This is a genomic window from Coprobacter tertius (assembly GCF_024330105.1).
Classification (GTDB): domain Bacteria; phylum Bacteroidota; class Bacteroidia; order Bacteroidales; family Coprobacteraceae; genus Coprobacter; species Coprobacter tertius.
On the sequence record NZ_JANDHW010000006.1, the window covers coordinates 154,129 to 167,133 of the forward strand.

Annotated in this window: 10 protein-coding genes; 4 read left to right on the forward strand and 6 right to left on the reverse strand. The window is 39.4% G+C overall.

Annotated elements, in window-relative coordinates:
- Positions 1-1,374 carry an MATE family efflux transporter gene (locus tag NMU02_RS07835; RefSeq protein WP_255027206.1) on the forward strand — a complete coding sequence of 458 codons (1,374 nt, stop codon included), beginning with the start codon at positions 1-3 and terminating at the stop codon, positions 1,372-1,374.
- Between the two features lie 268 nt (positions 1,375-1,642).
- On the opposite strand, the gene NMU02_RS07840 is transcribed toward NMU02_RS07835, so the two are convergent.
- Positions 1,643-2,212: a 30S ribosomal protein S16 gene (locus NMU02_RS07840; RefSeq protein WP_255027207.1), complete on the reverse strand. Its 570-nt coding sequence runs from the start codon at positions 2,210-2,212 to the stop codon at positions 1,643-1,645.
- A 295-nt stretch (positions 2,213-2,507) separates the two neighbouring features.
- Between NMU02_RS07840 and NMU02_RS07845 the strand changes: the two genes are divergently transcribed.
- On the forward strand, positions 2,508-4,163 hold the full coding sequence (locus NMU02_RS07845) for a T9SS type A sorting domain-containing protein (RefSeq protein ID WP_255027209.1): 1,656 nt from the start codon (positions 2,508-2,510) through the stop codon (positions 4,161-4,163).
- Positions 4,163-5,161 (forward strand): T9SS type A sorting domain-containing protein, encoded by a 999-nt coding sequence (locus NMU02_RS07850; RefSeq protein WP_255027211.1) that lies wholly within the window; start codon positions 4,163-4,165, stop codon positions 5,159-5,161. The genes NMU02_RS07845 and NMU02_RS07850 overlap by 1 nt, the downstream gene beginning before the upstream one ends.
- Positions 5,162-5,222: 61 nt before the next feature.
- Here the strand turns inward: NMU02_RS07850 and proS are convergent, their stop codons facing one another.
- From proS to NMU02_RS07875, 5 genes are all read right to left on the reverse strand, one after another.
- Entirely contained in the window at positions 5,223-6,704 is a 1,482-nt protein-coding gene (gene proS / locus NMU02_RS07855; protein WP_255027212.1) for a proline--tRNA ligase, read from the reverse strand.
- Between the two features lie 186 nt (positions 6,705-6,890).
- Positions 6,891-7,601, reverse strand: a complete 711-nt coding sequence (locus NMU02_RS07860) for an OmpA family protein (protein ID WP_255027213.1) — start codon at positions 7,599-7,601, stop codon at positions 6,891-6,893.
- Between the two features lie 106 nt (positions 7,602-7,707).
- A complete protein-coding gene (locus tag NMU02_RS07865) occupies positions 7,708-8,034 on the reverse strand; it encodes a hypothetical protein (RefSeq protein WP_255027300.1) in 327 nt (108 codons plus the stop codon).
- Between the two features lie 180 nt (positions 8,035-8,214).
- The gene (clpB, locus tag NMU02_RS07870) at positions 8,215-10,803 is read right to left on the reverse strand and encodes an ATP-dependent chaperone ClpB (RefSeq protein ID WP_255027215.1); all 2,589 of its coding nucleotides are present in this window, start codon (positions 10,801-10,803) and stop codon (positions 8,215-8,217) included.
- 312 nt (positions 10,804-11,115) lie between these two features.
- Positions 11,116-11,664 carry a hypothetical protein gene (locus NMU02_RS07875; RefSeq protein ID WP_255027216.1) on the reverse strand — a complete coding sequence of 183 codons (549 nt, stop codon included), beginning with the start codon at positions 11,662-11,664 and terminating at the stop codon, positions 11,116-11,118.
- Positions 11,665-11,874: 210 nt separating this feature from the next.
- Between NMU02_RS07875 and tgt the strand changes: the two genes are divergently transcribed.
- Positions 11,875-13,005: a tRNA guanosine(34) transglycosylase Tgt gene (tgt, locus tag NMU02_RS07880; RefSeq protein WP_255027301.1), complete on the forward strand. Its 1,131-nt coding sequence runs from the start codon at positions 11,875-11,877 to the stop codon at positions 13,003-13,005.

The window sequence follows — 13,005 nt, forward strand, 5'->3', positions numbered from 1 at the left end:
ATGACAGATACTAACTCTCCACTCGTACTGGGAACGCGTCCCATAGGGAAGTTACTAATAGAATATTCAATTCCGGCCATAATCGGAATGACAGTAACCTCGCTTTATAACATTATCGACAGTATATTTATCGGACACGGAGTGGGCCCGCTGGCAATCACCGGCCTTGCCATTACCTTTCCCTTGATGAATCTTGTCATTGCATTTTGTACACTTGTCGCTGTCGGAGGAGCAACCATCAGTTCAATATATCTGGGACAAAAAAATACAGAACGAGCAACTGAAGTTTTACATAATGTTTTTATTCTCTGTATTGTTCACGCTGTTTGCTTCGGGGCAATTACTTACGTTTTTCTCGATCCTATATTGATGTTTTTCGGCGCAAGTACCGAAACCTTACCTTATGCCCGAGATTTTATGCAAATCATATTACTGGGTTCCCCCATTTCGTTTGTATTTATCGGACTTAACAATATCATGCGGGCTACAGGATATCCTAAAAAAGCGATGCTATCCTCTTTATTTACCGTGGGCGCCAATATTATTATCGCACCCATATTCATTTTTTGGATGGAATGGGGAATGCGTGGTGCTGCATTTGCCACAATTCTTTCTCAAGTTTGCGGTATGATATGGATTCTGAATCATTTTTATAATAAAAAAAGCTTTATCCATTTTGAAAAAGGAGATTACAAGCTAAAAAAACGTATTATCCTGAGCATATATGCCATTGGAATGTCTCCGTTTCTCATGAATGCCTGCGCCTGTATCGTCGTCATAATTATCAATACCAGCCTAAGAAGCTACGGCGGAGACCTCGCTATAGGAGCTTACGGTATCGTTAACCGTATGCTTACCCTTTTTGTAATGATTGTCATGGGATTATCCCAAGGCATGCAGCCTATAATCGGATATAATTACGGAGCCCGCCAATTCGACCGCGTACGCACAACTCTACGTTATTGTATACTGGCGGGTGTAAGCATTACCACATTCGGTTTTCTCATAAGCGAAATTTTTCCTCACGCCGTTGTAGCGATGTTTACCAACAGTGCAGAACTTACCGAATTGGCCAACACAGGATTACGCATTGCCTGCTTGATGTTTCCGTTGGTGGGTTGCCAAATTATTATTTCTAACTTTTTTCAGTCGATCGGCAAATCCCAAGTATCTATATTTCTTTCTCTCTCCCGACAATTATTATTTCTTATTCCCTGTCTTATAATTTTGCCGAAACATTATGGAACAACCGGAATATGGGCCAGTATGCCGGCATCAGACTTCATTGCATCCGTTATCGCAGTAATTACTTTATTTATTCATTTCAACCGGATAAAAAAGAAAAACACGAAAGAAATAAACATCAATGTATAAGCTAAAGGTTGAATCAATAACTACAAAAAGATCATTGTTTACTATCCCAATATAATTAAGTAAGAATACTATTTATAGTACAACAGAACAAAATACCTCATTTATTGTACGATAACAATACCTATGGATAATTTAATTCTGCGTTATTTTCAACATAAATCACCTCATTAAACCTCTCCTCAATAAAATAAAGCATACCGGAAGATTGTAAATAAAAAACGGCTGATCCCGATAAGATCAACCGTTTAATAATTCTATGCTGTATTTATTATTCAGCACTTTCTGTAGCAGGAGTTTCCTCTGCAGCAGGTGCAGCCTCTTCGGCAGGAGCTTCCTCTGCAGTTGCGGCAGCAGCGGCTTCAGCAGCAGCGGCAGCTTTTTCTGCTTTCTTTTTAGCGACCACCTCAGCGATAGCTTTATTGACTTCCTGTTCGGCTTCGAGACGTTTTTTAGCATCGAGAGCCTTAGCTTCGCTTAATTTTGCCTTTTCAGCATCAGTTGCACTCTGTTTGTTTTTCAACCAAGCATCGAAACGCTTATCGGCTTCTTCCTGAGAAAATGCGCCTTTCTTTACACCACCCAATAAATGCTTTTTCAGCATCACGCCTTGCGCAGACAAAATATTACGAGTGGTATCGGTGGGTTGAGCACCGGTTTGCAGCCAATACAAAGCTCTATCGAAATCCAAATTTATTGTAGCAGGATTAGTGTTCGGATTATATGAACCTATCCTTTCAATAAACTTACCATCACGTGGTGCCCTGCTATCGGCGATTACAATTTGATAAAACGGATATGATTTGCGTCCGTGTCTTTGTAATCTGATTTTTGTTGCCATTTGAAATTTTTTAATTAGTTAATATTTGCATTAGCGGCACAAAGGTACGATAATCCTTTCGAGTTGCAAAATATATCGCCCTATAATTTTAGTAAGATAAAATATAATAAAATCATAAATTATCGGTATTGTCATCATTTTGTAATTAGTTGTAAAATCATTTTCATCTACATTTGCTAATAAATAAAAAGTACATCGAAATATGAAAAATTATTTGTAATTCTATTGCAGAATCCTTAAATTTGATTGTTTCTATGATATATACCACTTAGTATTAACCAAAACAGTTTATTGTATGAAGAATTTTACTCGAATTACAGGATTAATTTCCTTATTTTGCGCACTGGCCTTTATTGGGAATGCGCAAACTTATCTCATCGATGAGAACTTTCAAAGTTGGACCGAACACAAATCCTACTCCACTTTTACACAAGAAGTAACAGGTGCAGGAACTTATAATGCTACACAGTGTATGAACTTTGCAACCGGAAATCCGAACGGAACTACTTTAGGCGAATGTTCAGAAGGATACTTACAAATGAATAACACTAAAAGTAGTACTTTAGTGTTACCTGAAGTAGCTTCGATAGGAGACATTACAATCGGTATCATATCGAGTTCGGCTTCGGGAACAAGAACCGTAAAAATAACGAATAATGCAAACGGAGATGAAGTCGCAACATTTGTATATGATTGTGCGGCAAATAATAAAACAGGAAAATTATATACCGAAACCGTGAACATTAAAACTCCCGTTACGCTAAAAATCGAAGTAATAGGAGCCACTTATATTCATGATCTTAAAATTTCGCAGTATGAAGCACCTACCGTACCGACTCTTACTGTAGCCGAAAATCTCGATTTCGAAACTCAATATGTAGGATCTTCAACCCCGAAAACACTGAATATAAAAGGAGACCAGTTAACCGACAGTGAATTCAATTATACTGTTACCGGCGATGCATTCTCAGGAAGTGGTACGATTACCGCCGCTGAATTGACTTCGGAAACCGGAAAGGACATTGAAATTACATTTGCTCCCACCGAAGTTAAAAGTTATACCGGTACGGTAACTATTACAAGTGCAGTCGATTTTGCGGGAGATAAAGCCGTTACAATAGCTTTAACTGGTAACGGAAAAGCTACTCCTACGGAAGTCGCAACGATTGCCGCCATGAAGGAGGCATTCGAAACCAACCCCGATCAAGAATTTTCACTTACCGGTAAACCGGTAGTAACTTTCGTGTCACCCGATTATACTCATGCAAAATATATTCAAGATGCCACCGGTAACCTTTTGATATTTGACCGGGAAGGTATTATTACCGGTGAATATGCCGTAGGAGATGAAATAGGCAATCTGAAAGGAACACTTTCTATTTATAACGGAATGATGCAATTCGCACCGCTGGCAGATGCCGTAAAAGGAGAATCAGGTAAAACTGTAACCCCTCAAGAAAAAATTCCGGCCGATATTACGGCTGACGATGCCGCTGCATTAGTACTTATAAAAAATGTCGAAATCGACGCAACGGGTAATTGGGCAAAAGGTCAGAGTTACAACCTGAAAAATATCGCTTCTCCGGTTATCAGAACCCAGTATGACGATATGCCTTATATCGGACAGCCAATACCTGCCGAAGCACAGGATATTACCGGAGTCGTTCTGGTATTTAACACGACCATACAACTGGTTCCCCAATCATTCGTGACTTCTATCCCCGGAAGCATAGAAACTTCGGACATAAATACCCTAAAGGTATATGCTTCTAACGGAACCGTTTATGTAAACGCACCCGCAGGATCGAATATCGAAGTATATAATATTCTCGGGCAAATCGTTGCACAAACGACAGCTATCGACGGTCTTACTACGATCAGTATACAAAAAGCCCAAAAAGGTATTTATCTGGTAAAAGTCGGAAACAAAACCCAATCGGTTAAACTCTGATGAAAAGACAATTTATAATACCGACAAAGGCGTGGTTAATCCACGCCTTTGTTTTCCTGTTCCCTTCCATTTTTACTATACAAGCACAAAATGTATGGACTGAATATTTTAACTATGGAACTGGAAATTTATTAAGCAATCAGGAAAACTGGGAAATGCTTTCATCAGGAAATGATGTTTTGCATATTACCGATGGACTTTCTTTTCCGGGTTACCCGGGGTCGAACCAGGGATATGCAGTACGTTTAGAGAATGATGGTGCCGCGGAATGCACTGCTTTCCCGGCAATCGAATCCGGAAATATTTACATGGCATTTCTGGCCCGAATAAAAGCAAGTAGTAAAGATCAGTATTTTATACATCTTTGGGATGGAAACCTTCCCTTTTGGAACGGAGGTACCGACAGGAATTTTCTTTATAACGGTCGGATCTATGGATCGGCAGACGGTAAAAATGTAGGATTGTCATTCGGCGATAATAGCAAACGCGTTATGACAATCGGAGAAACAATAGATCCGGAGAAAGTGTATCTTTTTGTTCTCAAATATGAAATAGTCTCGGGAAACAATAACGATAAAGTAAGTCTGTTTTTATTCGATTCGATGCCCGATGCAGAACCGGATAGTCCACTTATCGGCCCATTATCGGATGCAAATAAAGGAGATATTGTACCTGCCGGACTCGGAATACGCCCCGGATACGAAGGTCAAGATATCGTAATCGGAGGCATACGGGTTGCCTCTTCCTGGAATGAAGCTGTAAAAGGAAAGTCTTCTGGAACAATCATCCGTACCGCTACGACAACTGATATAAATGTATCAACAGGAAAATTAATCGTTACAAGCAAGCAGGAAGAATTAATTTCTATCTATACAACCGAAGGAAAACTGATAGAACAGTTAAAGAATAAACCGGGTACACATATATATACGCCTGCTTTAACACCGGGTATTTATATTATAAAATCCAAGAATAAAACCTTTAAAATCAAATGGTGATATATAGTTTATAAAAAACGACCGCTTGAAAGCGGTCGTTTTTTATAAACTATATATCACATCAATAAGCCCTTGCAAACAATACCCGACGTTGAGAAGGTTTACCGGTAACCATACATACACCAGGAGTCTTATCTCCATCAAAAGGTATACAACGTATAGTCGCTTTAGTCTCCTCCTTTATCTTCTCTTCGGTCTCAGGGGTACCGTCCCAATGTGCAAGAATAAATCCGCCTTTTTCGATCTCTTCCTTAAATTCATCATAGCTATCGACTTCACGTATTTGAGAAGCACGAAAATCTGCCGCTTTTTTATAAATATTAGCCTGAATCTCCTCCAGAAGATCTTTAACTACCTGTTCGATATTATCACAAGAAATTGTTTCCTTCTCAAGAGTATCCCGACGCATAACTTCTACTGTATTATTTTCAAGATCGCGACCTCCCATCACCAGACGAACCGGCACTCCTTTCAGCTCATAATCGGCAAATTTAAATCCAGGACGCTTGTTATCGGCATTATCATATTTTACAGATATTCCCATAGTTTTTAAACGAGCGACAATACCGGCAACTTTCTCATCGATTTGAGCCAACTGTTCCATATTTTTATAGATAGGAATAATAACGACTTGTATCGGAGCCAATTTAGGAGGTAACACCAAACCATTATCATCTGAATGAGACATGATGAGTGCACCCATAAGACGAGTAGAAACCCCCCATGATGTAGCCCATACATAATCGAGTTTATTGTTTTTATCTACAAACTGAACATCGAAAGCCTTGGCAAAATTCTGTCCGAGAAAATGCGAAGTTCCCGATTGCAATGCTTTTCCATCTTGCATCAAGGCTTCGATAGTATACGTATCGAGAGCTCCTGCAAAACGTTCATTCGCCGATTTTACACCTTTTATAACAGGCATTGCCATAAAATTTTCAGCGAAATCGGCATACACGTTCAACATACGTTGAGCTTCTTCCTCTGCTTCTTCCCGAGTCGCATGCGCCGTATGCCCTTCCTGCCACAAAAACTCTGCAGTACGTAAGAAAAGTCGGGTACGCATTTCCCATCGCATCACATTGGCCCACTGATTACAAAGGATAGGAAGATCGCGATAAGACTGTATCCAATTTTTATACGTACTCCAAATAATCGTTTCCGAGGTCGGTCTTATTATTAGTTCCTCTTCGAGTTTTGCCGCCGGATCGACAATGACCCCCGAACCATCTTCTGCATTTTTCAACCGGTAATGTGTCACTACCGCACACTCTTTCGCAAAACCCTCTACATGCTCCGCTTCACGACTCAGATATGATTTGGGAATCAATAACGGAAAATAGGCATTTACATGTCCGGTTTCTTTAAACATATCATCGAGCTGACGCTGCATTTTTTCCCAGATTGCATATCCGTAAGGCTTTATCACCATACATCCGCGCACAGCAGACTGTTCGGCCAAATCGGCTTTTACGACCAAATCATTATACCACTGCGAATAATTATCGCTGCGTTTGGTCAAATCCTTTAATTCTTTTGCCATTTTTGTTATGATTGTTACTTTATATTCGATCGCTTCCCGCATCTATGTATTACGGGTGTGCAAAAATAGACAAAAAAGACGAGAGATAAAAGGGATATAAAAAAATCTCCGTTTTTTAAGAAGTCGGACTTTCGGATATTATAAAGCTACTGCATTCAATATATCACTCAGAATAAAAACCGAGAATCATTCGCTAAAATTAATACGTTTTTTTCTGGCATCTTTTATAACGCCTTCGGCCGGAATAAGATATATCTCGATTCGACGGTTCCGATCCCGATCTATTTCGGAATTATTCGTATAAATAGGTTCGGTACTGCCTTTGGCATAAGTAACGATATATTCGGGTGAGCCACCTTGCGACACAAACCAATCTCGTACCGCTATACTCCGGGATTTCGATAAATTCATTGTATATAAAGGGCTTCCGGTATTATCGGAATGTACGACCAGCATGATATGGAAATAATCGGGAATGCGGACATAACGCATAAAAGGCCGTAAAGAAAGATCGGCCCTACCCCACAAAGTAGTATCATTCGGTAGGAATAACTGATTAAGCGGCATCACGACTTTTATAACTTCTCCCTGACGTACGGTAGAAACCCGTAGATTTTTTATTTTAGACAAACGACGTACTTCTTGCGTTACCATGTCCTGAATTTCTTCAAGGGATTTTGACGGTATTGCCGGAACAAGCAGATTTTCATCGAGGGCGAATTGGTGTATATCGGGGTGCGCTTCTACCGTATCCTTATGATGGAAAAGATTCTTACTCGATTCGGTCAAACGACCGAATGCATCACGGGTAGAATTCATCGCCTTCTTCACCGGAGTACAGGAAGTTATCGATAAAATACTTGCAAAAAGTAAAATTATATACAGTCTATTCTTCATTCTCAATAAAAAACAAAAATAAACAAACACAGAAAACCAAGCCAAAGGTATCCTGTATTTGCTATGCGATTAAACTTATCTGCGGTAAGCAGGAAAAAACAGCAAATTAATCATCAAACATTCCCAAAGAATCACAATAATTCAGTTCACCCTGAACGATAAACTGTATTTCTTCGGGAGTAAAATTCTCGAAACCGTTATTCTTCGCATTTTTAACGACATAGGCAACTAACTCATCTTCATCGATGTCAACTTCTTCATCGGCATCGTCATCCATATAACCTTTATCTTCATAAAACTCATAGATAAGATCGATGACATAATTAATATCGTCGTCGCTAAACTTTTCTTTTAATTCCTGAGGGAGATAATTTCTGATAAATTTAACAGAATCTTCATCATCATATTCAAACAAATCTTCTTCCTGACTCATAATCTTTATGTATTTGTTTATCGGGTAAAAGTAACGAACACGATCGACTTTTCCAAACCGTTCTTGTAAAAAGAACCATTTTACAAGCTTTTTAAACATTCCCTTAATATAAGAGTAAAACCAAAAAGGAGACGTAAAGACGAACTTCACATCTCCTTTTTATAATTTTAGCTATTACACTTAATTCTTAAATATCAACTTATCACCGTGTGAATCGATAATAATAGGTTTATCTTTATCTACTTTCTGTGCCAGCAAATCTTTCGATAACTGATTCAGAATATAACGGTGAATTACTCTTTTTACAGGTCTGGCACCAAACTGAGGATCATAGCCCTCATGCGCAATAAAAGCAAGAGCTTCGGGTGTAATCTCGAGATCGATACCATTATTTTTCAATAATTTTTCAACTCCCCTTATCTGCATCATCACGATCTCTTTTATCTCTTCCTCGTTAAGCGGCGTAAACATAATCGTTTCGTCGATACGATTCAAAAATTCAGGACGTATAGTCTGTTTCAATAAATCGAGAACCTGCACCTTAGTTTCTTCGGTAATCTTCTCTTTATTCTCAGGAGTAATTTTCTCAAAATTTTCCCGAATAAGCGACGATCCCATATTCGAAGTCATGATAATAATGGTATTCTTAAAGTTTACCAAACGACCTTTATTATCGGTAAGACGACCGTCATCAAGTACCTGTAAAAGAATATTGAAAATATCGGGATGCGCCTTTTCAATCTCATCGAACAATACCACTGAATATGGTTTACGACGTATAGCTTCGGTCAATTGACCTCCCTCTTCATAACCAACATATCCGGGAGGTGAACCGATCAGACGTGTCACACTGAACTTATCCTGATATTCGCTCATATCGATACGCGTCATCATGTTCTCATCATCGAACAAATATTCAGCCAAAGCTTTTGCCAACTCGGTTTTACCGACACCAGTAGTACCCAAAAATATAAACGAACCAATAGGACGGCGAGGATCACTCAATCCGGCACGACTGCGTCGCACAGCGTCGGCTACAGCTTGTATCGCCTCTTCCTGGCCAACTACACGTTTATGCAGTTCTTCTTCGAGATGTAATAATTTCTCTTTCTCACTTTGCATCATTTTGCTAACAGGAATACCAGTCCACCGGGATACGACATCGGCAATATCTTCCGCATCCACTTCTTCTTTTATCATAGCCGCCCCGCCTTGCTGTTTGCGTAACTGCTCTTGTATTTCTTTTATTTCGTTTTCTTTCTGAGTGATTTTAGCATATCGTATCTCAGCTACTTTCCCATAATCGCCTTCTCGCTCGGCACGATCGGCTTCGAACTTCATATTTTCGATATCGATCTTATTCTGCTGAATGCGATTGAGCAATTCTTTTTCGGCCTGCCATTTAGCCTTATACCGGGTTTCTTCTTCTTTTAAATTAGCAATTTCCTCCTCGAGCTGTTTCAACTTACCGGTATCACTTTCTCTCTTAATGGCTTCCCGCTCGATCTCGAGCTGTTTTATACGACGACTGATCTCATCAAGAGCTTCAGGTACCGAATCGACCTCCAACCTCAATTTAGCAGCAGCCTCATCCATCAAGTCTATTGCTTTGTCAGGCAAGAAACGATCGGTAATATACCTTTCAGAAAGCTGAACTGCCGCAATAATTGCGTCGTCTTTGATACGTACTTTATGATGATTTTCATAACGTTCTTTCAGTCCTCTTAAAATAGAAATCGTACTCAACTCGTCGGGTTCATCCACCATAACGATCTGGAAACGTCTTTCAAGAGCTTTGTCTTTTTCAAAATATTTTTGATATTCATCTAATGTGGTAGCACCTATCGAACGCAATTCGCCCCGGGCTAAAGCAGGTTTCAGTATATTGGCAGCATCCATTGCTCCCTCACCTTTCCCCGCCCCGACCAAAGTATGAATTTCGTCGATAAACAGGATAATCTCCCCTTCGGCTTGTGTCACTTCATTTACAACCGCTTTTAAACGCTCCTCAAACTCTCCCTTATATTTAGCACCGGCTACAAGGGCGCCCATATCGAGAGAATATATCTGTTTACTTTTCAGATTTTCGGGTACGTCACCTCTCACTATACGATGAGCCAGACCTTCTGCTATCGCTGTTTTACCAGTACCAGGTTCTCCGATAAGGATAGGATTATTTTTGGTACGACGGCTCAGTATCTGCAAAACCCGGCGTATTTCATCATCCCGGCCAATAACCGGATCAAGTTTTCCCGAACGAGCTCTTTCATTCAAATTTATAGCATATTTGCTCAATGCATTATAAGTGTCTTCAGCAGAAGCATCTGTTACCTTTTTACCTTTTCTTAATTCGTCAATAGCTGCTCCCAGATCTTTTTCGGTAACCCCTATATCTTTCAAAAAAGACGAGGCTGAACTTTTCACCTGAAGTAAAGCCATCAATATAGCTTCAAGAGAAACGAACTGGTCTCCCATTTTCGATGAATAATCATTGGCACGCTGCAACACGGTATTCGATTCTCGACTCAGATAAGGTTCCCCGCCACTAACTTTAGGGAGCGTATCTATTTCACGATTTACCATACTGGTTAATTGTGAAATATTTACTCCTAATTTCTGGAAAATATACCCCGTAAGGCTTTCTCCTACATCGAGTAACCCTTTAAGCAAATGCACTGGCTCTATAGATTGCTGGCTTTTATCACTAACAATCTGTACCGCTTTCTGCACAGCCTCTTGGGATTTAATTGTAAAATTATTAAAATTCATATCTTAATTTCTCCTTTCTCTTCACTTTTGCACCCTCTCTTTGCGATTGGGATTTTGAATATTCACTCGAATAAAATCAAACTGAATGCCAAACTTAAAATACGTCAAAATTTCTGATTTTCAATATCTTAAAATGACAATTTGTCTATATTTAACCTAAAATGAATCAACATATCTTGTCGATAAGATTCACAGTGAACTAATTATCCGACTGACATTTTGGCCATACTGTCACTAAAACAAACCGGTATTTTGAATTGTTCGTAAATTAGACTGTTCAAATAGAAATATTTAGAAAGAGAATGAATTTATTTATCGGGCAATCGTATCTTTCATGGGGAGTTTACTTAATTCTCCTGTAATTTGTAAAGACTTTTCATAATTCTTCATTTGTTTTTTCCGACGCACATAATCAGCCAGATCGAAATTAAAACCGGGGGCTGTTTTTATCTTTTTTATTCCTGACCGTTCAAACATTTTTCGAACATTCACCGCCGCATTTTCGATCATTTTTCGATCATCGGGAGAAATACAGTTAAAGTCATTGGCCATGTACAAGATAAGCGCTCTTTTTATATGTTCAGAAGGATTGGGAGGCAAAAACAAACGCGATTTATTATCCAAATATTTTTTAACATCGAACGGTTGAATAAAAGCATCGATAGACATTTCTTTTAAACTATCGGTTTTCTGATTTATAACATTATCCGGCGATACATATGGCTGAATATCTATTTTTTTGTTTTCCTTTTTATGAATACCGAGGACCAAAGTCGTATCTTGCTGAGCATATATACCGGCAGGCACCAGTAATATAATATAAAAAAAACACCTCCTCACCGTATTTTCACAACGAAACATCCTCGAATTATTTTTACAAATATATTTTTTTCTATTACCAATTATTTGATATCAGCCTAATTTAACCTACCTACACAATAAAAAACAATCGCGAAAAAATGCAAAAAAGACGAGAATACTCCAGATAACCTTATCGACAATAATCTGTAAAGATAACATAATTGTCGTATGGCGAAAAAGAACTATATTTGCGGGAAATTTTGTTACCGGATGGATTTTAAATTAGAATATGCCGATAATCGGAGCAATGCCCGTGCAGGAACTATTACGACCGACCATGGTTCCATAACTACCCCCATATTTATGCCGGTAGGTACGGTAGCATCGGTAAAAGCCGTACATATACACGAACTAAAAGAGGATATCGAAGCCCAAATTATATTAGGAAATACCTATCACCTTTATCTTAGACCCGGGCTCGGGATATTGCAACAGGCCGGAGGATTACATAAATTTAACGGTTGGGACCGGCCTATCCTTACCGATAGCGGAGGATTCCAAGTTTTTTCTCTTTCCGATAACCGGAAACTAACCGAAGAAGGCGCACATTTTCGTTCCCATATCGACGGATCCAAACATCTCTTCACTCCCGAGAATGTTGTAGATACACAACGCATTATCGGTTCGGACATTATGATGGCTCTCGATGAATGTACTCCTGGACAAGCCGACTATAATTATGCCAAAAAGTCTCTGGCTCTTACCCAACGCTGGCTTGAAAGAGGATGGAAACATTTTAATGAAACCGAAGGACTATATGGATACCGTCAAACCTTTTTCCCGATCGTACAAGGTTGTGTTTATCCCGATTTACGCCGGGAGGCTGCCAAACATGTCGCCGGTCTCGGAGCTGATGGAAACGCCATCGGTGGCCTTGCGGTAGGAGAACCCACCGAAAAGATGTATGAAATGATAGAGGTGGTAAACGAAATATTACCTAAAGAAAAACCCCGTTATCTAATGGGAGTAGGAACTCCGGCCAATATTCTCGAAGGTATCGAAAGAGGCGTAGATATGTTCGACTGCGTTATGCCTACCCGTAACGGCCGAAACGGGATGCTTTTCACCCGCAACGGAATTATGAATATGCGTAATAAAAAATGGGCTGATGATTTCTCTCCTTTGGATGAATATGGGACTTCTTTCGTCGATCATCATTATTCGAAAGCCTATGTAAGACACTTATTTATCAGTGACGAAATACTGGCTATGCAAATAGCTTCGGTGCACAATTTAGCCTTTTATATTTGGCTTACACAAGAAGCACGCAGGCAAATCATTGCCGGAAACTTTAAAAGCTGGAAAGACGAAATGATAAAACGAGTTACATACCGACTGTAA

Coding starts and splice junctions, on each gene's coding strand:
- tgt (WP_255027301.1), top strand. CDS start 11,875: ATGGATTTTAAATTAGAATATGCCGATAATCGGAGCAATGCCCGTGCA.
- NMU02_RS07875 (WP_255027216.1), bottom strand. CDS start 11,664: ATGTTTCGTTGTGAAAATACGGTGAGGAGGTGTTTTTTTTATATTATA.
- NMU02_RS07840 (WP_255027207.1), bottom strand. CDS start 2,212: ATGGCAACAAAAATCAGATTACAAAGACACGGACGCAAATCATATCCG.
- NMU02_RS07850 (WP_255027211.1), top strand. CDS start 4,163: ATGAAAAGACAATTTATAATACCGACAAAGGCGTGGTTAATCCACGCC.
- NMU02_RS07860 (WP_255027213.1), bottom strand. CDS start 7,601: ATGAAGAATAGACTGTATATAATTTTACTTTTTGCAAGTATTTTATCG.
- clpB (WP_255027215.1), bottom strand. CDS start 10,803: ATGAATTTTAATAATTTTACAATTAAATCCCAAGAGGCTGTGCAGAAA.
- proS (WP_255027212.1), bottom strand. CDS start 6,704: ATGGCAAAAGAATTAAAGGATTTGACCAAACGCAGCGATAATTATTCG.
- NMU02_RS07845 (WP_255027209.1), top strand. CDS start 2,508: ATGAAGAATTTTACTCGAATTACAGGATTAATTTCCTTATTTTGCGCA.
- NMU02_RS07865 (WP_255027300.1), bottom strand. CDS start 8,034: ATGAGTCAGGAAGAAGATTTGTTTGAATATGATGATGAAGATTCTGTT.
- NMU02_RS07835 (WP_255027206.1), top strand. CDS start 1: ATGACAGATACTAACTCTCCACTCGTACTGGGAACGCGTCCCATAGGG.